The following is a 23,843-nucleotide window of genomic DNA, read 5'->3' as shown; positions in this document are numbered from 1 at the left end:
ATGACCATCGCCCTCGACCGGCCCGTGTCTCTACGTTTTCGCCGCCCGCGCGGCCTCGGTGTGGCGGCCGCTTCCGGATTCCTGCTTCTGGCCCTGCTGGCGGCGCTCGTCCCGTCCCTGTTCGCGGGGGATCCGCTGGCCGCCGACCCGATGCACGTGCTCGAGGCGCCGAGCGCCGCCCACTGGTTCGGCACCGACCAATTAGGACGTGACGTCTTCGGCCGGGTCGTGCACGGCGCCCGGCACTCGCTGACCATCGGCCTCGCGGCCACCCTGGTCGCCGCCGGCCTCGGCGTCCTGCTCGGCCTGCTGGCCGGGCTCTCCCACAAGTACGCCGACGAGGCGCTCAGCCGCGGCTTCGACGCCCTCGCGGCGTTCCCGCTGCTGCTGCTCGCGCTGCTGTTCGTCGCGGTCGCCGGCCCGGGAACGGCCGGCCTGATCGTCGCCATCGGCATCGCCACCCTGCCGCACTACGCCCGGGTGGTGCGGTCGCAGACCTTCGTGGTCCGCCAGGCCGGATACGTCACACAGGCGGTGGCGTTCGGCGACTCCCGCTTGCGCCTGGTGCTGCGGCACGTGCTGCCCAACGTGATCGGCCCGATCCCGGTGCTCGCCGTGATCGGGCTCGGCGAGGCCATCCTGGCCGCGGCCGGCCTCAGCTTCCTCGGCATGGGACCGCAACCGCCCTCACCCGAGTGGGGCGCGATGCTCTCCGAAGGCCGCGGCTACCTGAGCATCGCCTGGTGGACCTCCATCCTGCCCGGGGTGGTGGTCACCCTGCTGGTCATCTCGCTGACCGTCGTGGGCCGGCGCCTTCAGCGCCGGTTCGAGGGGAGGACGGCATGATTTCCGTACGGGATCTGCGCGTTACGTTCCCCCTCGGGCGCACCGTGGTCGAGGCGGTCCGCGGGGTCGACCTCGACATCACGGCCGGCGAGTGCGTGGCGCTGGTCGGGGAGTCGGGCTCGGGCAAGTCGGTGACGGCCCGGACCCTGGTCGGGCTCACCGGCCCCCGGGCCACGGTCTCCACCTCCCACTTCGACATCAACGGCCAGGACGTACGGGGTTACCAGGAGCGCGACTGGAAGCGGCTCCGGGGCAGCTTCGCCGGCCTGGTGTTGCAGGACGCGCTGGTCTCACTGGACCCGCTGCGCACGGTCGGCGCCGAGATCGGCGAGGCCCTGCGCGTCCACCGGGCCAAGGGCGACCCGGTCGAGCTGCTGTCCTCCGTTCACGTGCCGGAGCCGGCGCGGCGGGCCGAACAGTATCCGCACCAGCTCTCGGGCGGCCTGCGCCAGCGCGCCCTGATCGCCTCGGCCATCGCCGCCGGCCCGCCGCTGCTGATCGCCGACGAGCCGACGACCGCCCTCGACGTGACGGTGCAGGCCCAGATCCTCGACCTGCTGGCCGAACGCAAGGCCACCGGCGAGACCCTGCTGCTGATCAGCCACGACCTGGCGGTCGTCTCCCGCCTGGCCGACCGCGTCCTCGTGATGAAGGACGGCCGAGTCGTCGAATCGGGCCCGACGTCCGCGCTCCTGGCCGCCCCGTCCCACCCGTACACCCGTCAATTGGTCCAGGCCGTCCCATCGGCCGCCTCCCGAGGTCGCCGCCTGTCCTCAGCCGCCCCGGCCCTTCCCACGCTTTCCTCGCCCGAACCAGTCTCCGCCGACAGCGTCGTCATCCGCGCTGAAGGGCTGAAGAAGACGTACGGGAAGCACACGGTTGTCGATGGGGTCGATCTGACTGTCGGGCGGGGGGAGATCGTCGGGCTGGTGGGGGAGTCCGGATCGGGGAAGACCACTGTCGCTCAGCTTGTGTTCGGGCTGGTGGCACCCACGTCCGGGACCGTGGCGTTCGAGGGCGCGCCATGGACCGGGGTGAAGGAGCGGCGGCGTCGTTCGCGGCGCCGCCGCCTCCAATTCATCGCGCAGGATCCGCTCTCCGCCTTCGACCCGCGCTGGACCGTGCGCCGCATCGTCGGTGAGGCGCTCCCGGCCGGAGAGACGGCCACGCCCCTTCTCGAACGGGTCGGGCTCTCCGCCGACGTGCTCGACCGCTATCCGCGGCAGCTGTCCGGCGGGCAGCGGCAACGGGTGGCCATCGCCCGCGCGCTGGCGCCCCGGCCGAGCCTGATCATCTGCGACGAGCCGGTGTCCGCGCTCGACGTGTCGGTGCAGGCGCAGGTGCTCGACCTGCTGGCCGACATCCGGGCCACCGACGGCACCGCCCTGCTGTTCATCTCGCACGACCTCGGCGTCGTGCACCACCTGGCCGATCGCGTGCTGGTCATGCGCGACGGCGCCGTCGTCGAATCAGGGCCGATCGGCGACGTTTTCCACCACCCGCGGCACGAGTACACCCGTGCGCTGCTCGACGCGGTGCCGAACCTGGAGGTGTCGCCGTCATGAAGTTCCTTCTCATCACACTGATCGCCAAACCCGACCCGTCGGTCTCGGATCACGCCCGGCTGCGCGAGGTGGTCGACAACGCCGTACTGGCCGAGGAACTCGGTTTCGACGGTTACGGGGTGGGCGAGCGCCACGAGCGCCCGTTCATCTCCTCGTCGCCGCCGGTCGTGCTCAGCCACATCGCGGCCAGGACGTCCACGATCCGGCTGTTCACGGCGGTCACCACGCTCAGCCTGCTCGACCCGGTCCGGGCCTACGAGGACTACGCCACCCTGGACAACCTCTCCGACGGCCGGATCGAGCTGATCATCGGCAAGGGCAACGGGGCCGCGCAGGCCAAGCTGTTCCACGTCACCACCGAGGACCAGTGGGACCGCAACCGCGAGTCGTACGAGCTGTTCCGCCGCCTCTGGCGGGAGCCGAAGGTGACCTGGGAGGGCCGCTTCCGCCCGTCGCTGACCGAGGCCGAGACCTGGCCGCGCCCGCTGCAGAAGCCGATCCGGGTCTGGCACGGCAGCGCCACCAGCAGGGAGAGCGTCGACCTGGCCGCGCGGTACGGCGACCCGCTGTTCTCGGCCAACGTCACCAACCCGATCGAGCCGTACGCGGAACTGATCCGCTACTACCGGGAGCGGTGGGCGCACTACGGGCACGACCCGGCGGACGCGCTGGTGGGTGCCGGCTCGGCCGGCTTCTACGTCGCCCGTACGTCGCAGGAGGCCGTGGAGACGTACCGGCCGATCTACGACGCCCGGATCGCCCTGTTCCGCAAGGTCGGCGTCGAGCCGGTCTTCCCGACGCTGGAGGACGCGATCGAGCGCAGCTCGATCCTGGTCGGCAGCCCGCAGCAGATCATCGACAAGGTGTCGCGGTACCACGCCGAGTTCGGCCACGAGGTCATGCACCTGCACGCCGACGGTGACGGCCTCACCGGCAAACAGCACCGGGCGACGCTGGAGCTCTTCCAGTCGGAGGTCGCGCCGGTGCTGCGCAAGGAAATTCCCAGCCGTCCGTTCGCGGGGAGCCACACATGACCGTCCCACTGTCCATCCTGGATCTCGCACCGCTCGTCGACGGCGGTGACGCCCGCGACGCGCTGCGGCGCACTCTCGACCTGGCCCGCTCGGCCGAGGAGTTCGGATATCACCGCTTCTGGGTGGCCGAGCACCACCTGACGCCCGGCGTGGCCAGCTCCCAGCCGGCCGTGCTGCTCGGCGCCATCGCGTCGGTGACCGGCCACATCCGGCTCGGCTCGGGCGCGTTGCAGACCGGCTTCCTGACGCCGCTCGCCGCGCTGGAGCAGTTCGGGCTGCTGGACGCGCTCCATCCGGGGCGCTTCGACCTCGGCCTGGGCCGGTCGGCCCAACGTCGCAAATCAGATCTCTCCAGTACGTCGTCGGTCCCGCCGCCGGCCGACGAGGAGACGATCGTCGACGGCCTGCTCATACCGAAGCACTACGACCACCAGGTGCTGCTCAAGTCGGGCCGGGCGCAGCTGTGGTTCAAGCTGCTCAAGCAGCCCGGCGCGGAACCGCTCGACCTGGACGCCGTGGTCGAGGACATCGAAACCCTGCGGGCCGGCCCGTACACCGACGGCGAGGGGAACTCGGCGCGGGCGGTGCCCGGCGAGGGCGCCGACCTTCAGCTCTGGATCCTGGGCAGCAGCGGCGGGGAGAGCGCCCGGGTCGCCGGCGCCCGCGGTCTGCCGTTCGCGGCGAACTACCACGTCGCGCCGGCCAAGGTCCTGGAGGCCGTCGCGGCGTACCGGGCCGCCTTCAAGCCCTCGAAGACCCTGTCCGCCCCGCACGTGATGGTCTCGGCCGACGTCCTCGTGGCCGACGACGACGGCACCGCGGCCGAGCTGGCCCTGCCGTACGCCCTCTGGGTCCGCAGTGTCCGCCGGGGCGGCGCCATCCCGTGGCCGACGCTCGAGCAGGCGCGCGCCCACCAGTGGACCGAACAGGACCGTCAGCTGGTCAAGGATCGCGTCGACACCCAGTTCGTCGGCTCACCCGAGACCGTCGTGGCGAAACTGGAGACGCTGCGCCGGGTCACCGGCGCCGACGAGCTGCTGATCACCACCATGGCCCACGACCATCGCGACCGGGTGCGGTCGTACGAGTTGCTGTCCAAGCACTGGCCGGCCTGACGCTCAGCGCAGCAACGCGGCCATCTCGGGCAGCTTGAAGAAGTCCGCCGTCGCCGTCGCCGAGGGCGATCCGCTTTCCGGGTCGGCCCCGGCGGCGAGCAGGATGCTCACCGTCTCGGCGTTCTGCCGGAACACCGCGGCGGCCAGCGCGGTCTGACCCCGATCGTTCACCCGGTCGGGGTCGGCGCCGTGCTCGAGCAGGGCGCGCACCGTCGCCGGGTGGTTGTGGTACGCGGCCAGGATCAGCAGGGTGTCGCCCTTGCCGTTGGTCAGGTTGGCCGGCAGCCCGGCCGCCACGTTCGCGGCCAGCTCCTCGGTCTGCCCGGAGCGGGCCAGGTCGAACATGCGATGGGCGTACGCGATCGTCTCTTCGTCCAGCTCAGCCACGGCGCCTGCACTACCCCGTCCGGCCGCCGGGAAACGCCCGCAGGGTGATCTCCACCAGCGCGTCGGCGTATTCCGGGGTGAGCGGGCCGGTGCCGAGCAGCCAGCGCTGGTAGAGCGGGGCGTACAGGACTTCCAGGACCAGATCGAGGTCGGCGTCCGCGGCGAGCTGGCCGGCCCGCTGGGCGCTGCGCAGACGCTCCTTCTTGGCCTCGTCGACCGGTGCCGCCAGCCTCTCGCGGTACTGGGCGGTCAGCGCCGGGTCGGCGATGATCTCGAGGTTGAAGGCCCGGATGGGCGCCGCGAACGCCGGGTCGGCGAACTCGGCCACGGTGGCGCGCATGACCGTCCTGAGGTCGGCCTCGAGATCGCCGGTGTCGGGCAGGGCGATGACCTCGCCCTGTTCGCTCAGGGCCAGGAACGCGTCGAAGATGACGGCGCCCTTCGACGGCCACCAGCGGTAGATGGTCTGCTTGCCGACGCCGGCCCGGGCGGCGATGGCCTCGACGGAGACCTTGGCGTAGCCGAGCTCGGAGACCAGGTCGCGGGCGGCGCCGAGGATGGCTTGCCGCGACCGTTCGCTGCGCAGGGCGGGGTTGGGCTTCCGGGGGCCGGTCACGGCCGGGAGCGTAACACGAGCGAGACGAGACGGTCCGTCTTGACAGCTGTGCCATGCTCGGTTTGCGAGACGGACCGTCTCGTCTCACCATGAGGAGGACGCGTGACCGCGCGAGTGTGGTTCATCACCGGGGCGTCGAGAGGTCTCGGGCGGGCGTACGCCGAGGCGGCACTCGCGGCGGGGGAACGCGTGGTGGCGGCGGCCCGTGACGTCGGGCCGCTCGACGACCTGGCCGCGGAGCATGCGGAGAGGCTGGTGCGGTTGACGCTGGACGTGTCGGACCGGGCGGCGGTACGGGCCGTGGCGGACGACGCGGTGTCCGCCTTCGGCCGGCTCGACGTGGTGGTCAACAACGCCGGCGTGATGCTGCTCGGCATGGTCGAGGAGGCCACCGAGGAGCAGATCCGGGCCCAGTTCGACGTGAACTTCTTCGGTGCCGTCTGGGTGGCCCAGGCTGTGGTGCCGCATCTGCGGGCCCAAGGGTCGGGGCACCTGCTCCAGGTCACCACGATGGGCACCGGCGGCGGGTTCGCGTCGACCGGGTTCTACGCGGCCGCCAAGTCGGCGCTCGACGCGCTGAGCCAGGCGCTGGCCATGGAGGTGGCGCCCTTCGGTGTCAAGGTGACGATCGTGCAGCCGGGCGGGTACGGCACCGAGCTGTTCACACGCGGCACCACGACGACCGAGGCCCGGCCCGAGTACGAATCGTTGCGGGCACGCCTGGCCGAGATGTGGGGCGACGAGGCCGGCCCCGAGCCGAGCACGGCGGCGCCGGTGGTCATGAAGCTCGCCGACCTGGAGCGGCCGCCGCTGCGCCTGATCGTCGGCTCCGCCTCGTACGACGTGGTCCGGCAGATGGACGAGGCCCGGGCCGAGGAGTACCGGAGGTGGGAGGGCCTCAGCCGTCAGGCGCCCGGCTGAGAGCGGTGTATCCACGGCGTCAACAAACGGGCGCCCGGCGTCAACGGTGAATATCCGGCCGCGACTTTCCGGCGATGCCGGGAGCAAGGTCGGGACATGACGCTCGCCGACATTCTTCCGTCACTGCGCATCGCGCTCCGCCCGCCGCTCGATCCCTCCGTCTGGCCGGTCTCCGCCCGGTGGGTGGGCCACGGTGACCTTCAGATCGGCGGGGTGCGGGCGGGAAAGCTGGCCGGTTCCTACGGCACGCCGCTGCACATTCTGGACGAGCGGGACGTACGCGAGAGGAGCGCCGAATATCTGCGTGCCTTCGGGAAGCGCGCGGTCTCGTACAGCGCGAGGGCGGGTCTGACCCTGGAAACCGCGAAGTGGGTGGCCTCCTCGGGCCTCGGGTGCCGGGTCTCGTCGGCCGCCGAGGTGCGGATCGCGCTGACCGCGGGCGTCCCGGCGTCCGAGATCGTGCTCGGCGGGGCCGGGAAGTCGCTGGCCGACCTCGACGCGGCCAACGCGTGCGGCGCCGCCGTGGTGGCCGGTTCCGTGGCCGAGGTCGCGCTGATCGCCTCCCGGGCCGAGCTGCCGCAGCGGGTGTGGCTGCGCATCGTGCCGGCCCGGATGGGCCGCCGGCGGATCAGGTACGGGCTCAAGTGCGGCACCGGGCCGGCGCTGGCCGCCGTCGCGGCGATCCGGTCGCCGGGCAATCTGGACCTGGCCGGGCTGGACTGCGACTGCGGGCATCAGCTCAGCCGGTTCCAGCCGTTCGAGTCGTCGGTGCGCGAGGTGCTCGGCTTTGCCACCGTCGTGCGGTCCCGCTACGGCGTCACCGTGCCGGCGGTGAACCTCGGCGGTGGGCACGCCGCCAGCTACCGCTGCGGCGACGACGGCTTCGCGGTCGGCGCGTTCGCGTCCCGGGCGCGGGCGATGGTGCACCTGTCGGCCGAGTACTTCGGGATCTCCGAGCCCCGGCTGACCGTCTCGCCGGGACGGTCCATCATGTCGCGGGCGGGCGTGACGCTCACCCGGGTCGCCGCGGTGTCGTCGAACCTGGGCGGGCTGACCGTGTCCCTCGACGAGGGCGTGCCCGGCTGCGGGGCGGCGCCCTGCTCCGGCCGGCACTCGATGGTCCTGGTGGGCCGCGAGTCGCGGGCGGCCCTGCGCCCGGCGACGGTGGTCGAGACGCTGGGACAGACCCGGACGGCGGCCGAGCTGCCCGAGGACATCGAGCCGGGCGACCTCGTGGCCATCGCCGGCACCGGCGGATACCACTACGCGGACTCGCCCTCGGTGGGCGGAGCGGCCGTGCTGGGCGTGTCGGACGGCATGGTCCGTACGATCAAGCGCCGTCCCACCCTCGAGGAGCTCGCCTCCTGAGACCGCCTCAGCACTTCCCCGGACCGGTCACGCGCCTCCGGCCGCCTTCCGCTCGCGGAACGCGGCCATGTTCATCCGGTTGCCGCAGCGCACGCCGCAGAAGCGCTTGGAGCCGTTGCGGGACAGGTCGAGCAGCAGTCCGGTGCAGTCGTCGGCCCCGCACACCCGCAGGCGGCCCACCTCGTTCATCCGGATCACGTCGATGAGGGCGAGCGCGGCCTCGACGCGCATCCGCTCGGCCAGCGGGGCGCCGGGATCGGTGGCGTGCATGTGCCAGTCCGACCCGTCGTGGCGGGTGAGATAGGGCAGGGCCTTCGCCTTGCGCAGCATCTCGTTGACGGCGGGCACCATGTCGTCGCGGTCGAGGAACCAGACCCGGCGCAGCTCGTCGCGGACCGCGCGCACCTCACGCAGCTCGGCCTCGTCGTGGTCGACGCGTCCCGAGTAGCGCCAGCGGGCCAGCAGGGCGCCCAGCTGGTCCACCGTGGCCAGCTCGTCCTCGCCGCTGCGGGTGGCGCCCGGATCGGTGTCGGTCAGGTCGACGATGAACTCCAGGGCCTCCTCCGTGTCAGGGGCAAAAAGCAATTTGACTCCTCACTGGTACGGGCTTAGCGTCAGGGTCATAAGCAACTTAGCTCATGACAGCTACCTAGGTGAGGGTGCCATGAAGTTCTCGGCCAAGTCCGTGGGTCTGGTCATCGCCGTGACCTCAGCGGTCTCGTTCGGAACGTCCGGCGCGTTCATCAAACCGCTGCTCGAGGCGGGCTGGTCACCAGCGGCGGCGGTCACCGTGCGGGCCCTCACCGGCGGCGTGGTGCTGCTCCCGTTGCTGGTCATCTCGCTGCGGGGGCGCTGGTCGGCGCTGTGGCGTGGCCGATGGCGGGTGCTCGGCATGGGCGTGATCGCGGTGGCGTTCACCCAGCTCGCGTACTTCGCGGCGATCTCCCGGATCCCGGTCTCGACGGCGCTGCTGATCGAATATCTGGCGCCGCTGCTGCTGGTGCTGTTCACGTGGGCGACCACCCGGCGTACCCCCCGCCCGATGGTCCTGCTCGGCTCGGTCCTGGCGATCGGCGGCCTGGTGCTGGTGATCGGGCCCGGGGCGTTGCGGGCCGTCGACGTGTGGGGGCTGGTCCTGGCCTTCGCGGCGGCGATCGGCTGCGCGGTCTACTTCGTGGTGGCGGCCCGGCCCAACGACGGGCTGCCGCCGGTCGCGCTCGCCTCGTCCGGGCTGATCCTGGGCGGTCTCACCCTGGCCGCGGCCTCGGCGGTGGGCCTGGTGCCGTTCACGACGGTCACCACCGACGTCACCGTGGTGAACTCGACGGCGCCCTGGTGGCTGCCGCTGCTGGTGGTGGCGATCGTGGGCACGGCCATCGCGTACGCCACCGGCATCGCCGGCTCGGCCCGGCTGGGCTCCCGGCTGGCCTCGTTCGTGGGGCTGCTCGAGGTGGTCTTCGCGTCGCTGTTCGCCTGGCTGGTCCTGGGCGAGTCGCTGAGCCCGCTCCAGCTGCTCGGCGGCGTCCTGATCCTGGCCGGCATCGCCTCGATCCCGTCCGAGCAGCCGGCCGACGCCTCGCCCGCCGACGCCCCCTCGGTTGCTCTCGCGCCTGCCGCGGTCGTCGCGGCGGACTGAGAGGTCGGGGTAAGCGAAGCGGAGGCTAGCTGTCCGCACTACCGTCGATGATCAGGTCGGCCCGCCCGCGTACGTCGTCGGTGCCGTAGAACTCGTCCTCCTGGCGCGCCCAGCGCTCCCAGTGCGGCTCGTAGGTGGCGCCGTCGCGCGCGAGGGCCCGCTCCCGGCGCAGCGCGTCCGGCACCTCGATCCAGACCAGGCCACTGACGTACGGGGCGAGCACCCGCGCGCCGCAGCCGACACCCTCCACCACGAGGCTGCCGGTACGCGGCACCTCATGCCACGCGTCGGCGTACCGGTCCGCGGCCCAGTCCCAGCTCAGCCATCGCACCGGCTCACCGGCGGCCAGCGGCCGGAGAACCCAGTCGTGCAGCGCCGTGACGCCGCCGCGCAGCCCGTCCCACCCGGGATAGAGGTCGTCCATCCGGATCAGCGGCGCCCCGAACGCCACCGCCAGCTCCCGCGCCAGCTCGGTCTTGCCCGCGCCGGACCGTCCCTCGACCGCCACCACTCGCGTGCCGCTCACCCGCGCGGCCAGCCCACGAGCCCACTCCACCACCGCGGCCACCCGGGCCGCCCGCCGGTCCACAGCGCCACTCGTTCCTCGCGCAGGCCCGCCACCGGGTGCGTCAGTGACCGGGTTGCCGTCGGCCGGGGCCGCGCCCCTTCCCGGACCGGAGCTCGTCATAGCTGGTCGACGACACGGTCGGGCGTGATCCGCAGAACCACGCGGTCGGCTTCCTCGGCGGGGTCGCCCATGACGTGATCGCGGCCGGTGTAGCGGCGAGCCAGCTCGTGCACCAGAGCAACGGCGTCCTCGTCGACGACCGCGGCCCGCCCGCGAATCTCGACGTACCGGGTCGGCGTCCGCCGGTCGTGGACCAGCACGGTGACCCGAGCGTCGCGGCGGATGTTGCGAACCTTACGGCGGCCGCCCTTGGTCGCCATCACCAGATCGTCGCCGTCCCGCCCCAGCCACATGACACTGAGCTGCGACGACCCGTCCGGTTCGGCCGTCGCCAACACCGCGAACTCGGGCCGGTCGACAAGCTCCCGCACGGCCGCACTCAGGCGCACGCCGGCGCCGGCCTCAGCTCCAGCGGGCCGCCTTGACCGGCCTGGTGCACCGCCGCCCGCCGGACCGATATCGCGGGCTGAACGAGCGCCGCCCGCCGAACCGCCGCTCACCGAACCGCCGCTCGCCGAACCAGCCTGACCTGCCTGACCTGCCTGACCTGCCTGACCTGCCTGACCTGCCTGACCTGCCTGACCTGACTTGCCAGCCTGACCAGCCTTGCCGGCCGGGCCGCTGCTCGCCGAATCGGCGCTGCCGGTCGGATCGTCGCGCGCCGGGCCACCGCTCGCCGGATCAGCGTCGCCGGTCGGAGCGCCGTCCGTCGGAGCGCCGTCGGCCGGACCCTCGCCGCCGTCGGCCGGATCCGCGGCGCTGCCCGCCGGACCCTCGCCGCTGTCCGCCGGATCCGCGGCGCCGCCCGTCGGATTGTCGCCGCCGCCCGTCGGACCCGCGGCGCCGCCGCCCGTCGGATTGTCGTTCGTCGGGCCGGTGCCGCCGTGGTTCGGGTCGGGGCCGATGGTCAGAGGCAGGGACGGGTCGGCGGACCACTCCTCCAGGGAGCCGTCGTAGAGGGCCACATCGGTTCGGCCGGCCGCCGCGAGGGCCAGCGCCAGGGCGGCCGCGGAGATGCCGCCGCCGCAGTACAGCCAGAGAGGGCGGGGGTCGTTCAGCAGCTCGGCGAGGACGGGCCGGAGCTGGTCGGGTGTGAGGAAGCGGCCGTCGGGGGCGTTCAGCCGGCGGGCGGGGAGGTTGCCGCTGCCGGGGAGGTGGCCGCGCCGCGAGTAGCGCGTGGGGACGTCGCCGCGGAACGCCTCGGGGCTGAGCGCGCACTGCACCGAGGCTTCCGCGTCGCCGGCCAGCCAGCTCGCCAGATCGTCGCGGGTGATCCAGCGCCCGTCCTTCGGCCGCGGAGTCAGCCCGCGCGGGGCCGCAGAGACCGTTTCGGCGGCGTCGGGGTGCGCCGCGCCGGGGTGGGGCTTCGCGATTGCGCGGCCGGGATACGTGGCGTCCGGGCTGAGGGGCGCGGCGGAGGGGCTGGGGTGCGTGGCGTCCGGGCCGGGGTGTTCGGCGGTGGGGGAGGTCGAGGGGGAGGGCGCTGACTCGATGGGTAGGCCGGCGGCGCGCCAGGCGGGTAGGCCGCCGTTCAGGACCGCGGTGGGGAGGCCCAGCCAGTCGAGGAGGTACCAGAGGCGGGCGGCCCAGATGCCGCCGGCTCGGTCGTAGACGACCACCGGGGTGCCGTCGGTCAAGCCCAGGGCGGACAACGCCTCGGTCAAGGCTTCGGGAGTGGGGCGGGCGAAGTGGTACGGGGCCGTGGGGTCGCTGAACGTGGTCAGCAGGTCGGCGTGGTGGGAGCCGGGGATGTGGGCGGCCTGCCAGCCGGCAAGGCCCGATGTTGCCCGGTGGTCGCCGTCGAAGGTGGGGGAGGGGAGGTCGACCGTGGCGTCGAGGATGAGGAGGGTGCCGGCCCGTACCGCCAATTCCTCGGGTGTGATGAGCGGGGCTGTCACCGCGGCACCGCCCGGGGGATCTCCGTGATCGCGGAATGCCAGTCGAAGGTGGGTGGGAGGATGCCGGCGGCGGCCAGCCAGTCGGTGTACGGGTCCATCAGCTCGGGGCGGATCTCGCCCCAGCGGCCCTCGTGCCACCACGTCGGGGTGATCAGGTCGAGGGAGCGGGCCAGCAGGGCGCGGGGGAAGTACGGGATGACGTGGTCGAGGATGCGCAACGTCTCCGCCTGGTTGTCCGTCGCGGCCCGGTAGCCGCGCTCGGTGACCTCCAGGAACGTCGCGGTCAGGTCCTCTCGGCCGTCCAGGGCGGGGCCCGTGCCGAGCAGGTAGCTGTGGTACGGGGGTGCGCCGATCTCGTCGACCGGCCAGATGACGCGCTGGTCCGCGGGCAGTTGGGCCATCAGGGCGTCCCACGCCCAGTAGCCGCCGAACGTCGCGTCCACCTCGCCGGCGGCGATGTCGTCGACGCTCAGCTCGCGGTGACCGCTGTCGACCAGGGTCACCCTCGCCGGGTCGCCGCCGTCGGCCGCCACCAGGTGGTTCACCATGGCCACGCCGCGTGGGGTCGGGTTGAGGGCCAGGCGCCTTCCTTCCAGGTCCCGGGGGCGGGTGATGCCCCGGCCCTTGACCGTCTGGATGGTCTCCATGGCGCGGTGGTTGATCGACGCCACGCCGTGCAGCGGCTGGCCGGCGGCACGGCGTACGAGAAGCCGGTTCGTCGGGAAGACCCCGAAGTGAACTTCGCCGCGGGCCAGGTGCTCGAGGGTGTCGCCGCGCAGGGCGTCGAAGACGGTCAGCTCCACGTCCAGGCCGGCGTCGGCGTACCAGCCCTCGCGGCTCGCCACGTAGAAACCGGCGGCGTTGGTCCAGGGGTGGAAGTACTCGAGCATCACACGCAGATGGGTCATCGGGAACTCGCAGTCAACAGGTCGGTCAGCCGGCGGCGCAGGCGGATGAAGGCGGGATCGTCGACGACCTCGTCGCGGCGCGGGCGGTCGAACGGCACCTCGACGCGTTCCAGGACTGTCGCCGGGCGGCGGCTGAAGACGTACACGCTGTCGGAGAGCAGCAGGGCCTCCTCGATGCTGTGCGTCACGAACAGGATCGAGCGGCGGTTCTGCTCCCAGATGTCGAGCAGCCAGCGGTGCATCTCGGCCCGCAGCATGGCGTCGAGCGCGCTGAACGGCTCGTCCAGGCAGATCAGCTCCTTGTCGGCCAGCAACGCCCGCAGGAAGGCGACGCGCTGCTGCATGCCGCCCGACAGCTGGTGCGGATAGGACTTGGCGAACCCGTCCAGGCCGACCTTGCCCAGCCATTCCCGGGCCAGGCCACGAGCTTCTTTCTTGCGTACGCCGCCGAGCTCGCGCGCGAGCACGACGTTGTCCTCGATGGTGCGCCAGGGCATGAGCGCCGGTGCCTGCGGCATGTAGCCGATCAGGCCGCGACGGCCGACGGCGTCCTCGCCACCGATCGAGATCTTGCCGGCGGTGGGCTGGAGAAGGCCGCCGACGAGGTGGAACAGCGTGCTTTTGCCACTGCCGGAGGGGCCGACGATGGACACGAACTCGCCCCGCGCGACTTCGAGGGAAATGTCGCTTAAAACGGACAGGTCGCCGAAGCTGTGGGACAGACTCGCCACCTCAAGAGCGGCCATTCGCCCTCCCTTTGATCGTGAGCTTCTCGGCCAGGCGCACCAGGCCGAAGACGGCGAGGGCGAGCACCACGATGATCGCGATGGCGACGAAGAGCCGGTCGGCCCGGAACGCGGATTTCTGCGCGATCATGTAGCGGCCGATGCCCTCCTCGCTGCCCAGCCACTCGGCGATGATCGCGCCGAGCACGCTGTAGGTGGCGGCGATCTTCAGGCCGGAGAACATGGCCGGCAGCGCGGCCGGCCACTGGAGCTTGGTGAACAGCTGCCGGCGGTTGGCCCCGCTCATCAGCATGTAGTCGCTGATGGCGGCGTCGCTGCGGCCGAGCCCGTCGAGCGTGGCCACCGCGACCGGGAAGAAGCAGACGAGCACGATCACGACGAGCTTGGGCGCGATGCCGAAGCCGAGCCAGACCACCAGCAGCGGGGCGATGGCGATGGTCGGCACGTTCTGGCTGATCACCAGGAGCGGGTAGACGGCCGCCCGTACCCCCGGAATCAGATGAAGCAGGACGGCGACGAGCAGGCCGGTGGCCACGCCGGCGGCGAAGCCGAGCAGGGTCAGCTTCGTCGTGGCCAGGGTGTGGGTGGCCAGGACGTCGCGCTGGTCGACGAAGGCGTCCCCGATGTCCTTGGGGCTGGGCAGCAGCCAGGACTCGATCCCCGAGACGGTCGTGTAGACCTGCCAGAGGACGAGCAGCCCGGCGACCGTGAGTGTGGGAGGGAGCCAGCGCCTCATGCTGAGGGCAGGAAGTCGTTCGTGAAGGCCTTGGTGGCGTCCACCTGCTTGGTGAGCACCTTCTGGTCGTACAGCCACTGGGCGAAGTCGGTCCAGACGGCCGGCTTCTGCTCACCCCAGCGGGCGGCGTCGTCCTGGTACTTGGGGCTGAGCCACTCCTGGCTCTTGGTGACCAGCTCCTTGTCCAGGTCGGGCGCGGCCTTGAGCAGGATGGCGGCGGCGTCGGCCGGGTTCTCGGCGGCGTAGCCGTAACCCTGGGAGGTGGCGGCCAGGAACGCCTTGACCACGTCGGGCTTCGACGAGATCTGCTTCTCGCTGGTGATCAGGATCGGGGTGTAGAAGTCGAGGACCGGGGCGTAGTCCTTGACGTACTGGATGTTCACCGGCTCGCCGCGCAGCTCGGCCTCGATGCCCGTCCAGCCGTAGAAGATCCACTCGAGGTCGATCCCCTTCTTGGTGGCCGCGAAGAAGTCGGCCTCGCCCACGTTGACGACCTTGATCGTGGACGGGTCGCCACCGTCGGCCTTGACGATCGTCTTGAGCAGCGGCTCCTCGACCGGGCCGCCGTAGCCGCCGTACGTCTTGCCGGCGTACTGGGCCGGGCGGGTGAGGTTGCGGTTCTTGGGCGAGCCGAAGCCGGAGGTGTTGTGCTGGATGATCGCCGCGATCGAGACGATCGGCGCGTCCTCGGCCCGGGCCTGGGTCAGGGCCTCCTGGGCGCTGATCGCGAACTCGAGCTTGCCCGCGGCGACCAGCGCCGACGGGTCGGTGTCGCCGGGCTGCACGATCTCGACGTCCAGGCCGTTGGCGGCGAAGTAGCCCTTCGACTGGGCCACGTAGAGGCCGGTGTGGTTGGTGTTCGGGGTCCAGTCGAGGGAGACCTTCACCTTCTGCAGCGCTTTGCCGCTCACCGAGGCCCCCGGCTCGTCGTCCTTGGCTCCGCAGGCGGCTGCCGCGAGCGCGACGGAGGCGGCACCGAACAGTGAGAGCGCGCGGCGGCGGGTGATCGGATTCTGCATGGTTATCGGGTCTCCACCAGGTTGAATACAGTCGTATACAGCACCGGAACGGTACGCCCGATGATCTTCACGGCCAAAATTCTTCCCGCATGTTAGACCTGACAGGTAGGAATTCGGGGCGAGGCGCCCTAGGGGTTATCTCGGGGTAACGCCCGGAGGCTCCGGGGCGGCCCGGACGGCAGGCTGAAGCTGTGCTCGCCGATCTCATGAACGCCGCCGCCGCCTTCGTCGACTGGCTGTCCACTCTCGACCAGTGGACGGTTCTGGTTTTCACGTTCCTGTCCTCGGGGGTCGAGATGACCTTCCTGGCCGGGCTGCTCGTGCCGGGCGAGTCGGTGGTCATGCTGGCCGGTTCGCTGCCGCAGGGGCCCGCCGGCTTCGCCGCCGTGCTCGTCGTGGGCACGCTGGGCGCGCTGGCCGGGCAGTCCCTGGGGTACGCGGTGGGCCGCGTCTTCGGTCCCCGGCTGCGGGCCACGCGCCTCGGCCGGCGGATCGGCGCCGAGCGGTTCGACCGGGCCGAGGCCTACCTGCGTGACAAGGGCGCCCCGGCGCTGGTGGCGGTGCGGTTCGTGGCCGTCATCCACGCCGTGGTGCCGATCGTGGCCGGGGTCGTGGGCATGCCGTTCCGGCGCTTCCTGCTCTGGTCGGCGATCGGGACCACGCTGTGGGTGGGCGCGTTCGCGGGGGTGGGCGCGCTCACCGCCGGCGCCGACGCCACCGGCGGCCTCGGCCTGATCCTGACCGCGGTCGGCGCCACCTGCCTGGGCGTGGTCCCGTTCGCCGGGCGCCTGGTGCGCCGGCTCTCAGTCGGCTACTACCAGCGCCTGCGGGGCGGCCTGCTTCATTCTCGTCCGCAGCCAGGCGAGCTGGACCGCCGTCTCGTTCTCACTGTCACGGACGACGTTCAGCAGCTCACGGTCGCGGGTTCCGTACGCGGCCTGACCGATCACCGTCCAGCAGATGTCACACTCGGACGCCATCAGGTAGAGGTCCTGCAGGTCGCGTAGCAGGCCCAGACCGCCCTCGCGGGTGCCCGTGAACAGCGTCGAGTGCAGGCGGTCGGGCTCCTCGGGGGCCTGTTCGGCGTACCGCTCGGCGAAGGGCCGCAAGCGTTCCGCCTGGGTCTCGCAGATCGTGGCCTGCCGGGTGCACAGGTGCTCGATGTCCGGTTCGCCGCCGTGCGCGGCGGCGACCTCCCGGAAGGCGCTCGCCAGGTTGGTCTGCGAGCGGTGCAGCAACCCGAGATAGTGGGCGAGATGCATGGCGGTCATCTCCTCGGCTCGACGCGGACGGCCGCCACCTTGAACAGCGGCTGTTTCGAAACGGGATCCCACGCGGTCATCGTGAGCTCGTTGGCGGCCTGAGAACCGTAGTGAAAAGGCACAAAAACGGTTCCCTCGCGTACGCCGGTGAGCCGCACCGGAACGACGATCGTGCCCCGGGGCGACGTGACGGCGACCTCATCGCCCTCCGCGATGCCCAAATGCCCGGCGTCGGCCGGATGCAGCTCGACCCAGGGCCCGGGGGCGGCGGCGTCGAGTTCGGGGGCGCGGGCGGTCTTCGTGCGGGTGTGGAAGTGATAGACGGTTCTTCCGGTCGTGAGATTCAGCGGATAGTCGTCGCCGGGCGTCTCGGGGGAGGGCTGATAGGCGACCGCGTGCAGGAACGCCCGATCGCCGGGCTGCTTGGCCCGGTAATCGCCGGCGGTGAACTCGGCGCCCGTGTCGAGGTCATGCCCGTACGTCTCGCAATAGTCCGGATCGGTGTTGAAGGCGCCGTCGCTGTAAAGGCGCTCCCGGCCCACCGGCCACTGGATGCCGCCTTCGCGCAGCGCCTCGTAGGTGATGCCGGTGTAGTCGCACGGCCGCCCCTTCGAGCATTCCTTCCACGCCTCGAAAACCTCCTCCGGCGACGTCCACGAGAGCAGCGGTTCGCCGTCGCGGTCGCGGAAATCCATCCGGCGGGCGTAGTCGAGGAAGATGTCGAGGTCGGAACGGGCCTCGCCGGGCGGGTCGACCGCCTTCTCCGACAGATGCACGGTCCGGTCGGCGTTGGTGAAGGTGCCGGTCTTCTCGCCCCAGGTCGCGGCCGGCAGGACCACGTCGGCGAATTCCGCGGTCTCGGTCAGGAACAGATCCTGGACGACGACGAACAGCTCCGGTTTCGCCAGGATGCGCCGGATCCGGGCGAGGTCGGGCAGCGTCACGGCCGGATTGGTGGCGCTGATCCAGAGCAGTTTGATCGACCCCTGCTCCGCGTACCGCCAGATCTGCATGGCGTGCGTCGGCGGCGACCAGTGCGGAATGGTCATCTCGTCGACGTTCCACAGCTCGGCCAGCTGGCGGATGTGCTCGGGGTTGTCCCAGTTGCGGAAACCGGGCAGGTCGCCGTCGCCGCCGGCCTCGCGGGTGTTCTCGGCCGTCGGCTGGCCGTTCATCTGCAGCACCCCGGCGCCCGGCCGCCCGATCATTCCCCGGATCAGATGCAGATTGTTCACCCCGCACGCGGCCGCGGTGGCCTGATTCGATTGGTAGAACCCCTGCAGCACGGTGGACAGCAGTCGCTCCGAGGTGCCCAGAAGTTCGGCGGCCCGCTCGATGTCCCGTACGTCGATGCCGCAGATCTCGGACACCTGGCTCGGCGTATAGGCGTCGACGGTCTTGGCGAGCTCCTCGAAACCGATCGTGTGGTCCCGGGTGTACGCACGGTCGTACCACCCGTGGTGAATGACCTGCCGAATCAGGCCGTTGATCAGGGCGACATTGGTGCCGGGCCGGACGGCGAGATGAATGTCGGCCTCCTGGGCGACCGGCGTCCTCCGCGGATCGGCGACCATCATGCGCGGCGGGTTCGGCCCGCGCCGCCGGTCCAGCATCCGCATCCACAACACGGTCTGCGTCTCGGCCACGTTGTGCCCCCACAGGGCGATCGCGTCGCAGTGGTCCACATCGCCGTAGGAGGCAGGCTGCCCGTCCGTACCGAAGCTGGCCTTCAAGGCGGCGGCCGCGGTAGCCGTACAGAGCCGGGTGTTGCCGTCCATGTGCGGTGTGCCCAGACCGGCCTTGCCGATCACGCCGAGCGCGTAGTACTCCTCCAGGAACAGCTGCCCGCTCGTGTAGAACCCGAAATGCCCCCACCCGCCGGGCCCGCGGACCAGTTCCTTCGACCGTGCGACGACCCGGCCCATGGCCGTCTCCCAGTCCGTCTCGACGAGCCGGCCTCCGTCCCGCACGAGGGGCCGGGTGAGCCGGTCGGCGCTGTTGTTGGCCTGCCATCCGTACAGGTCCTTCGGGTCGAGCCGCCCCCGGTTGACCCGGTCGTTCGCCCGCCCGCGAACCCCGACGATCCGCCCGTCCTTGACGGCGATGTCCATGGCGTCGCCGTTCGAGTGCAGAATCGACGCCGACGGCACCCACCGCTCGACGCCCTCGGCCGTGACGTGCTCATCCACCCGAACGGGCCACTCACGCCCCGGCCCGTAAGGCGTCCGCTCACCCCATGGGTTCGAGATCCGATCATCCATGAGGCGCGGATACCCGGCTGTGCCGCCGGTAACCTTCCGTGGTGAGCACCTGGGACCGAGCCTTCCACGCGTACGGCCCGGCCCGCGACGGCGGCGAGATGATGGAAGCGCTCCGGCGCGGCGACGAGTCGTGGCGCCCGTATTGGTTCCTGTGGTCGGCGCTGTACTGCGACGGGCATCTGACCCCGGCGACGGCCCTGGGCCTGCGGTACCTCGCGGAGACCGTCGGGACCGACGACTTCGGCGGCCCGGACCCGACCCTGCGCGAGGCCGCCGTGTGGTGGATCCGCGACGTGGCCCGCGCCGCTCTGACCGGCGCCGAGCCCCGGCGCGACGAACCGGCGGTGAACGCGTGGCTCGACGAATACCTGCGGCACGATCGGTCGATCTTCGACTGGGATGACCGCGACGCGCCGGGACAGGCGGTGCTCGCCGCGGCCCGAGCGGACTGCCGCGACCTGCTGCCCTCGTGTTTCGCGCCGCTGCCGGCGCTGCTCACGCCCCAGCGGCCGGAACGGTTGCGGGCGGCCGCCGCGAGCGCCGCGGCGGCGCTGGTCGCTCATCCCGGCCTGCGCCGTCACCGAGCGGAGATCGTCACCTACCACGCGGACGAGGCTCGCCACGGATCGCCGCTCCACCGCGCGTCGATGCTGCTCGGGCTGGGCGAGCTGGGCGGGTCGACGCGAAAATGGCTCACCGATCCCGAGCTTGGGGTACGCGTGTGCGCCGCGCTTGCCCCCGGACTGGCCGCGGACGAGGACGCCACCGAGGTGCTGCGGTCGGCCGCCCTGGACCCGGCCGCGCTCGACGCGGCCTTCGGTGACATGCGCCTGCACCAACTGCCGTTGCCTCGTCGGGCCGTCGAAACCCGGGGCGGCGGAAATGTCGTACCGGGGACGTAGGTTGTCGGCATGAGCGAGACCGCCCTCACCGAAACCGACTTCGCCGCCGCTGTCGAGCAGGCGCAGACGGCGGCCAAGTCGTATTACGACACCGGCGACGTGCTGATGACCGATGCCGACTACGACGTGCTGATCGATCGGATCGCGGCGGCCAAGAGCGAACATCCCGAGTGGGACGACCGCGGGGTCACCACCCGGGTCGCGGCCGGGGTGTCCGGTGGTGGCGACGTGCGCCATCCGGAGCCGATGATGTCGCTCGGCAAGGTCACCGGTGAGGATGAGGTACGCGCGTTCGTCGCGAGCCTCGGCGGTGACCCCTGCCTGGTCGAGGTGAAGCTGGACGGGCTCGCCATCCGGGTCGCCTACGAGTCGGGGCGGCTCGTTCTGGCCGCGCTGCGCGGCGACGGCAGCACGGGCGAGAACGTCACCGGGCAGGTGCTGCGGGGCATCGCCGGGCTGCCCGCGCGGCTGGCCGATCCGTGGACGGGTGAGGTGCGCGGCGAGGTCTACATGACCGTCGGGGATTTCGAGGCGGCCAGCGCCAACCGGGTCGCCGCCGGCGGCAAGGCCTTCATCAACTCGCGGGGGGCGGTCGCCGGGTCGATCCGGGCCGCCGACCGTACGTACGAGGCCCCGATGACCTTCGCGGCGTACGACGTCTCCGGTGATTTCGCCTCCCACTCCGAGCGCATGGCGTTCGCCGCCGAGCTGGGTTTCCCGGTGGCGGGGCGGCTGGCCACCGGCGACGTCCAGGTCGCCGGCGACGCCGACACGGCCCTGGCCGCCGTCGCGCGCATCGGTGAGCTGCGCCGCGACCTCGAGTTCCCGATCGACGGGGCGGTGCTGACGGCCGATCTCGAGTCGACGCGGCGGCGGCTCGGTTCCGGCAGCCGTACGCCGTACTGGGCGGCCGCCTTCAAATATCCGGCCGACACCGGCTCCACCGTGCTGCGCGACATCGAGGTACGGGTCGGGCGCACCGGGCGTATCTCGCTGCGGGCCGTGCTCGACCCGGTCTTCGTCGACGGCACCACGATCACGTACGCGACGCTGCACAACCCGAAGTTCGTCGAGGAGCAGGGCCTCGCGATCGGCCAGACCGTCGCCGTGTGGCGGGCCGGCGACGTCATCCCGCGGGTCACCGCGCCCATCGGCGAGCAGCCGCACGGCCTCACCCCCTGGACCCCACCCGAGACCTGCCCGCAGTGCGGTGAGCCGTGGGACAAGTCCAGCCTGCTCTGGCGATGCCACACCGCCTCGTGCAGCGCCACCAACGCGCTCGAGTACTGGTGCAGCCGCGAGGCCATGGATGTCGAGGGCGCGGGCGAGGCGCTGTGCGTCGCCCTGGTCAACAGCGGCCTCGCGACCGACGTCGCCGATCTCTACACGCTCACCGAGGAGCAACTGGCCGAGCTGCCCGTCGGCAACACCAAGGCGGGCGGTGTCGTGCTGCTCGGCAAGCTCAACGCGGCCAAGGTCGTCGCGTCGCTCGAGCACAGCAAGTCCCAGCCGTTCAACCGGGTCATCACCGGCCTCGGCATCCGGATGACCGGCCGCAGTGTCGGCCGCTGGCTCGCCGCCCGCTTCAAGACCATGGACGCGCTGCGCGCCGCCACCGTCGAGGAGATCGCCGAGATCGACAAGATGGGCCTGATCAAGGCTCAGCACGTCGTCGACGGGCTGACCGCCATGGCCCCGGTCATCGATCGCCTGGCCGCCGCCGGCGTGACCATGAGCGTCCCCGAGACCGAGGGCGAAAAACCTTTCGAGGGCCGGACGTACGTGGTCAGTGGCAGCGTCCCGGGCTACACCCGCACCACCGTCAGCGAGCGCATCGAACAGCTGGGCGGCCGGGCGAGCGGCAGCGTCTCGGCGACCACGACCGCCCTGGTCACCTCCGAGACCACCACGGCCAAGGCCACCAAGGCCGCCAAGCTCGGCATCCCCATCATCGACCCGGCCGAGTTCGCCCAGATGCTCGCCGGCGAAGCCACCTCAGGGAGGAACACATGACGCGTCCCGCCATGCGCATCAGCGGGGCAACCATCGGTGCCCCCGATCCGGGCGAGCTGGCGAAGTTCTACAGCGCATTGCTCGGCTGGCCGAGCGAGATCGAGAAGAACTGGGCCCAGATCAGGTCACCCGGCGGCGACGGACTGTCCAGGCTCGACTTCGAGGTCGAACATGACTACGTGCGCCCGACGTGGCCGAGTAAGCCCGGCCAGCAGCAGATCATGACGCACCTCGACATCGAAGTCGACGATCTGGCGGCCGCGGTGGCGTGGGCCGAGCAGCACGGGGCAGTACAGGCGGAGCATCAACCGCAGAGCGATGTGCGGGTCATGCTGGACCCCGCCGGTCATCCGTTCTGCCTGTTCACGAACGATTGACCGGTAACGGCTCCGGCCGGCCGCACACCGGCCAACCTCAAGCGCTGTGAACGGAGGCCACCACAACGCTCACTCTTCAGTGGTTGGCGAGCCGTTCAGCCACTTCCTCAGCGACGCCGCGCATGCGGTTGGGTCAGCCGAGTGCGCGGAGCGCGATCATTCCCGCGAGTACCAACCAGGCTGTCCCGGTGACGGCGGTGCCGGCCAGGCCCGTCGGCCACCGCCGCCGGTTGGCGGTGGCCACGACGAGTCCGATGACGCCGGCGCTGAGCGCGACGCCCGCCAATGTGAGCGGGGCGCCGAGAAAGATCGCTGTGGCCAACTCCCAGTCGCGTGAGCTGGGGCATTCCGAACCATCGCACGGGGGCACCGGATCCGCCGTGGAGTCGACGTAGATCAGGTACCCCGCCCAGGCGGCGAGCCACCACCGGGCGGAAACGCCCGTTTCCGGCAAGAACCGTACGGCCTTCGGGCGAGGCGGGACAGCGGACTCCACGAGCATTCCATCGGCGCAGCGGCCCCGAGCCGAGGAAAGTTCAACGGCTCGTCAGGGCGACCGATGACGGCGGCGCGCACGGGGACCTCCACCGGCACACGCCGCGCGGGCTTGCGGACGCGTGGGTGGGTCGGCTTTCGGCTTCGGGGTGGCTGGGCGCTTGGGTGTCAGAGGTGGCCCGTATCGTTGAAGCTGGTCAGCGTCGGTGGGCGGCCGGAATCCCATTGGACGATGGTGAGGGCGCAGTTGGTCGCGTTCAGGCCGATCCAGCGCCAGTCGGGAGCGTCCAGGGCGTGGCGGACGAACCAGCCGATCACGAAATTGTGGGTGATCAGCAGCTCGTTGCGGTCGTGGTCGCCGGTGACGCCGAAATGCGCTACGGCGGCGCGTAAGGCGGTGGCGTCCTCGTCGCGTTCCTCGGGCGGGACGCTGTCCAGCCAGTCGTGCCAGCGTGACGGGTAACGGTCGCGCTGGGCGGGGGAGGGGACCGGCGTCCGGTCGGTCATGTGGTCGCAGGCGTGCCGGGGGACCGGGGGCAGGGCGGCGGCGACGATCTCGGCGGTCTGGGCCGCGCGGGGCAGCGGGCTGTGGTGGATCGCCGCGAAGGGGACCTCGTCGAGGCGGCGGCCCAGGCGTTCCGCCTGCTCACGCCCGCGCGGTGACAGCGCGCCGTCGGGGGAGGCGGGATCCTGCTCGCCGTGGCGGACCAGGTACAGCTTCGTACGGGCCATGGCGAGCACAGTAGATCAGCGGCGCACGGCCGGCGGGGCACGGCCGCGGGGAGCGGAGAACCGTCAGAGGCCGGGGTTGCGGCGTACGGCGGGTAGGCGGCTGGCGCGGATGGTGGCTCGGCGAGGGCCGATGACCTGGCCCTGGTCGTTCACCTCGATGCCCTCCACCTCGTACCACGTCTCGCCGTCCTGCTGGAGGGGGGTGGAGGCCAGCACGCGGTCGATCCGGATGCGCAACGGGCCGCTGCCGAAACGGTAGTCGGCCTCGGCGAAGGTCCAGATCCGGCCGGTGGACGGGTCGTGGGTGGTCATCTCACC

General features: G+C 71.5%; 24 protein-coding genes. 11 read left to right on the top strand and 13 right to left on the bottom strand.

Translation table 11 applies throughout. The features are described from left to right. Genes AB0C26_RS37165 through AB0C26_RS37150 form a run of 4 tightly spaced genes read left to right on the top strand, consistent with a single transcriptional unit; the run spans position 1 to position 4,560 of the window. Positions 1-846 carry an ABC transporter permease gene (locus tag AB0C26_RS37165; RefSeq protein ID WP_360257392.1) on the top strand — a complete coding sequence of 282 codons (846 nt, stop codon included), beginning with the start codon at positions 1-3 and terminating at the stop codon, positions 844-846. Then, positions 843-2,411: an ABC transporter ATP-binding protein gene (locus AB0C26_RS37160; RefSeq protein ID WP_360257390.1), complete on the top strand. Its 1,569-nt coding sequence runs from the start codon at positions 843-845 to the stop codon at positions 2,409-2,411. Before AB0C26_RS37165 ends, AB0C26_RS37160 begins: the two co-directional genes overlap by 4 nt. Further along, entirely contained in the window at positions 2,408-3,445 is a 1,038-nt protein-coding gene (locus AB0C26_RS37155; protein WP_360257388.1) for an LLM class flavin-dependent oxidoreductase, read from the top strand. Before AB0C26_RS37160 ends, AB0C26_RS37155 begins: the two co-directional genes overlap by 4 nt. Continuing rightward, the gene (locus tag AB0C26_RS37150; protein WP_360257385.1) at positions 3,442-4,560 is read left to right on the top strand and encodes an LLM class flavin-dependent oxidoreductase; all 1,119 of its coding nucleotides are present in this window, start codon (positions 3,442-3,444) and stop codon (positions 4,558-4,560) included. Before AB0C26_RS37155 ends, AB0C26_RS37150 begins: the two co-directional genes overlap by 4 nt. Positions 4,561-4,563: 3 nt before the next feature. Here the strand turns inward: AB0C26_RS37150 and AB0C26_RS37145 are convergent, their stop codons facing one another. Both AB0C26_RS37145 and AB0C26_RS37140 read right to left on the bottom strand, forming a co-directional pair. Beyond that, positions 4,564-4,905: an ankyrin repeat domain-containing protein gene (locus AB0C26_RS37145; protein WP_360257659.1), complete on the bottom strand. Its 342-nt coding sequence runs from the start codon at positions 4,903-4,905 to the stop codon at positions 4,564-4,566. A 52-nt stretch (positions 4,906-4,957) separates the two neighbouring features. Beyond that, on the bottom strand, positions 4,958-5,563 hold the full coding sequence (locus tag AB0C26_RS37140; RefSeq protein WP_360257383.1) for a TetR/AcrR family transcriptional regulator: 606 nt from the start codon (positions 5,561-5,563) through the stop codon (positions 4,958-4,960). A 102-nt stretch (positions 5,564-5,665) separates the two neighbouring features. Here AB0C26_RS37140 and AB0C26_RS37135 point away from each other — a divergent pair, with 102 nt between their 5' ends. Both AB0C26_RS37135 and AB0C26_RS37130 read left to right on the top strand, forming a co-directional pair. Further along, complete coding sequence (locus tag AB0C26_RS37135; RefSeq protein ID WP_360257380.1) at positions 5,666-6,484, top strand: SDR family NAD(P)-dependent oxidoreductase; 819 nt, start codon at positions 5,666-5,668, stop codon at positions 6,482-6,484. Between the two features lie 96 nt (positions 6,485-6,580). After that, entirely contained in the window at positions 6,581-7,852 is a 1,272-nt protein-coding gene (locus AB0C26_RS37130; protein ID WP_360257378.1) for a hypothetical protein, read from the top strand. 27 nt (positions 7,853-7,879) lie between these two features. Here the strand turns inward: AB0C26_RS37130 and AB0C26_RS37125 are convergent, their stop codons facing one another. Continuing rightward, positions 7,880-8,437: a CGNR zinc finger domain-containing protein gene (locus tag AB0C26_RS37125; RefSeq protein WP_360257375.1), complete on the bottom strand. Its 558-nt coding sequence runs from the start codon at positions 8,435-8,437 to the stop codon at positions 7,880-7,882. A 79-nt stretch (positions 8,438-8,516) separates the two neighbouring features. Here AB0C26_RS37125 and AB0C26_RS37120 point away from each other — a divergent pair, with 79 nt between their 5' ends. Beyond that, positions 8,517-9,488 carry a DMT family transporter gene (locus tag AB0C26_RS37120; protein ID WP_360257373.1) on the top strand — a complete coding sequence of 324 codons (972 nt, stop codon included), beginning with the start codon at positions 8,517-8,519 and terminating at the stop codon, positions 9,486-9,488. Positions 9,489-9,513: 25 nt separating this feature from the next. On the opposite strand, the gene AB0C26_RS37115 is transcribed toward AB0C26_RS37120, so the two are convergent. From AB0C26_RS37115 to AB0C26_RS37090, 6 genes are all read right to left on the bottom strand, one after another. Then, positions 9,514-10,077 carry a dephospho-CoA kinase gene (locus AB0C26_RS37115; protein ID WP_360257371.1) on the bottom strand — a complete coding sequence of 188 codons (564 nt, stop codon included), beginning with the start codon at positions 10,075-10,077 and terminating at the stop codon, positions 9,514-9,516. A 95-nt stretch (positions 10,078-10,172) separates the two neighbouring features. Then, positions 10,173-12,074, bottom strand: coding sequence for a TIGR03618 family F420-dependent PPOX class oxidoreductase (locus AB0C26_RS37110; protein WP_360257368.1), 1,902 nt, complete (start codon positions 12,072-12,074; stop codon positions 10,173-10,175). Then, a complete protein-coding gene (locus AB0C26_RS37105; protein ID WP_360257365.1) occupies positions 12,071-12,982 on the bottom strand; it encodes an ABC transporter substrate-binding protein in 912 nt (303 codons plus the stop codon). Before AB0C26_RS37105 ends, AB0C26_RS37110 begins: the two co-directional genes overlap by 4 nt. Next, the gene (locus AB0C26_RS37100; protein WP_360257363.1) at positions 12,979-13,728 is read right to left on the bottom strand and encodes an ABC transporter ATP-binding protein; all 750 of its coding nucleotides are present in this window, start codon (positions 13,726-13,728) and stop codon (positions 12,979-12,981) included. Before AB0C26_RS37100 ends, AB0C26_RS37105 begins: the two co-directional genes overlap by 4 nt. Next, on the bottom strand, positions 13,715-14,464 hold the full coding sequence (locus AB0C26_RS37095) for an ABC transporter permease (RefSeq protein ID WP_360257361.1): 750 nt from the start codon (positions 14,462-14,464) through the stop codon (positions 13,715-13,717). Before AB0C26_RS37095 ends, AB0C26_RS37100 begins: the two co-directional genes overlap by 14 nt. Then, positions 14,461-15,483: an ABC transporter substrate-binding protein gene (locus AB0C26_RS37090; RefSeq protein WP_360257359.1), complete on the bottom strand. Its 1,023-nt coding sequence runs from the start codon at positions 15,481-15,483 to the stop codon at positions 14,461-14,463. Before AB0C26_RS37090 ends, AB0C26_RS37095 begins: the two co-directional genes overlap by 4 nt. A gap of 191 nt (positions 15,484-15,674) precedes the next feature. Between AB0C26_RS37090 and AB0C26_RS37085 the strand changes: the two genes are divergently transcribed. Beyond that, a complete protein-coding gene (locus tag AB0C26_RS37085; RefSeq protein ID WP_360257357.1) occupies positions 15,675-16,490 on the top strand; it encodes a DedA family protein in 816 nt (271 codons plus the stop codon). A 260-nt stretch (positions 16,491-16,750) separates the two neighbouring features. Here the strand turns inward: AB0C26_RS37085 and AB0C26_RS37080 are convergent, their stop codons facing one another. Continuing rightward, positions 16,751-18,934: a nitrate reductase gene (locus AB0C26_RS37080; protein WP_360257355.1), complete on the bottom strand. Its 2,184-nt coding sequence runs from the start codon at positions 18,932-18,934 to the stop codon at positions 16,751-16,753. Positions 18,935-19,047: 113 nt separating this feature from the next. On the opposite strand from AB0C26_RS37080, the gene AB0C26_RS37075 reads away from it, so the two are divergent. From AB0C26_RS37075 to AB0C26_RS37065, 3 genes are read left to right on the top strand one after another with little or no spacing between them, the layout of a single operon-like run. Next, positions 19,048-19,908 carry a hypothetical protein gene (locus tag AB0C26_RS37075; protein ID WP_360257352.1) on the top strand — a complete coding sequence of 287 codons (861 nt, stop codon included), beginning with the start codon at positions 19,048-19,050 and terminating at the stop codon, positions 19,906-19,908. 9 nt (positions 19,909-19,917) lie between these two features. Beyond that, entirely contained in the window at positions 19,918-21,921 is a 2,004-nt protein-coding gene (gene ligA, locus AB0C26_RS37070; RefSeq protein WP_360257350.1) for an NAD-dependent DNA ligase LigA, read from the top strand. Continuing rightward, positions 21,918-22,298 carry a VOC family protein gene (locus AB0C26_RS37065; protein WP_360257348.1) on the top strand — a complete coding sequence of 127 codons (381 nt, stop codon included), beginning with the start codon at positions 21,918-21,920 and terminating at the stop codon, positions 22,296-22,298. The genes ligA and AB0C26_RS37065 overlap by 4 nt, the downstream gene beginning before the upstream one ends. 133 nt (positions 22,299-22,431) lie before the next feature. Here AB0C26_RS37065 and AB0C26_RS37060 read toward each other — a convergent pair whose 3' ends face one another. The 3 genes from AB0C26_RS37060 to AB0C26_RS37050 form a co-directional block, all read right to left on the bottom strand. Next, positions 22,432-22,794, bottom strand: coding sequence for a hypothetical protein (locus AB0C26_RS37060; protein WP_360257346.1), 363 nt, complete (start codon positions 22,792-22,794; stop codon positions 22,432-22,434). 167 nt (positions 22,795-22,961) lie between these two features. Beyond that, on the bottom strand, positions 22,962-23,525 hold the full coding sequence (locus AB0C26_RS37055; protein ID WP_360257344.1) for a histidine phosphatase family protein: 564 nt from the start codon (positions 23,523-23,525) through the stop codon (positions 22,962-22,964). A 63-nt stretch (positions 23,526-23,588) separates the two neighbouring features. Further along, entirely contained in the window at positions 23,589-23,837 is a 249-nt protein-coding gene (locus tag AB0C26_RS37050; RefSeq protein WP_360257342.1) for a hypothetical protein, read from the bottom strand. Between the last annotated feature and the right edge of the window lie 6 nt (positions 23,838-23,843).

This window comes from Actinoplanes sp. NPDC048796 (assembly GCF_040650035.1).
Classification (GTDB): Bacteria; Actinomycetota; Actinomycetes; order Mycobacteriales; family Micromonosporaceae; genus Actinoplanes.
Note: the sequence above shows the minus strand (reverse complement) of the source record. Positions and strands in the feature narration are given on the sequence as shown.

What these genes read in the sequence shown, in the direction of transcription:
- AB0C26_RS37165 (WP_360257392.1), top strand. Translation starts at nt 1, where the DNA reads ATGACCATCGCCCTCGACCGGCCCGTGTCTCTACGTTTTCGCCGCCCG.
- AB0C26_RS37160 (WP_360257390.1), top strand. Translation starts at nt 843, where the DNA reads ATGATTTCCGTACGGGATCTGCGCGTTACGTTCCCCCTCGGGCGCACC.
- AB0C26_RS37155 (WP_360257388.1), top strand. Translation starts at nt 2,408, where the DNA reads ATGAAGTTCCTTCTCATCACACTGATCGCCAAACCCGACCCGTCGGTC.
- AB0C26_RS37150 (WP_360257385.1), top strand. Translation starts at nt 3,442, where the DNA reads ATGACCGTCCCACTGTCCATCCTGGATCTCGCACCGCTCGTCGACGGC.
- AB0C26_RS37145 (WP_360257659.1), bottom strand. Translation starts at nt 4,905, where the DNA reads ATGTTCGACCTGGCCCGCTCCGGGCAGACCGAGGAGCTGGCCGCGAAC.
- AB0C26_RS37130 (WP_360257378.1), top strand. Translation starts at nt 6,581, where the DNA reads ATGACGCTCGCCGACATTCTTCCGTCACTGCGCATCGCGCTCCGCCCG.
- AB0C26_RS37120 (WP_360257373.1), top strand. Translation starts at nt 8,517, where the DNA reads ATGAAGTTCTCGGCCAAGTCCGTGGGTCTGGTCATCGCCGTGACCTCA.
- AB0C26_RS37105 (WP_360257365.1), bottom strand. Translation starts at nt 12,982, where the DNA reads ATGACCCATCTGCGTGTGATGCTCGAGTACTTCCACCCCTGGACCAAC.
- AB0C26_RS37100 (WP_360257363.1), bottom strand. Translation starts at nt 13,728, where the DNA reads ATGGCCGCTCTTGAGGTGGCGAGTCTGTCCCACAGCTTCGGCGACCTG.
- AB0C26_RS37095 (WP_360257361.1), bottom strand. Translation starts at nt 14,464, where the DNA reads ATGAGGCGCTGGCTCCCTCCCACACTCACGGTCGCCGGGCTGCTCGTC.
- AB0C26_RS37090 (WP_360257359.1), bottom strand. Translation starts at nt 15,483, where the DNA reads ATGCAGAATCCGATCACCCGCCGCCGCGCGCTCTCACTGTTCGGTGCC.
- ligA (WP_360257350.1), top strand. Translation starts at nt 19,918, where the DNA reads ATGAGCGAGACCGCCCTCACCGAAACCGACTTCGCCGCCGCTGTCGAG.
- AB0C26_RS37065 (WP_360257348.1), top strand. Translation starts at nt 21,918, where the DNA reads ATGACGCGTCCCGCCATGCGCATCAGCGGGGCAACCATCGGTGCCCCC.
- AB0C26_RS37055 (WP_360257344.1), bottom strand. Translation starts at nt 23,525, where the DNA reads ATGGCCCGTACGAAGCTGTACCTGGTCCGCCACGGCGAGCAGGATCCC.
- AB0C26_RS37050 (WP_360257342.1), bottom strand. Translation starts at nt 23,837, where the DNA reads ATGACCACCCACGACCCGTCCACCGGCCGGATCTGGACCTTCGCCGAG.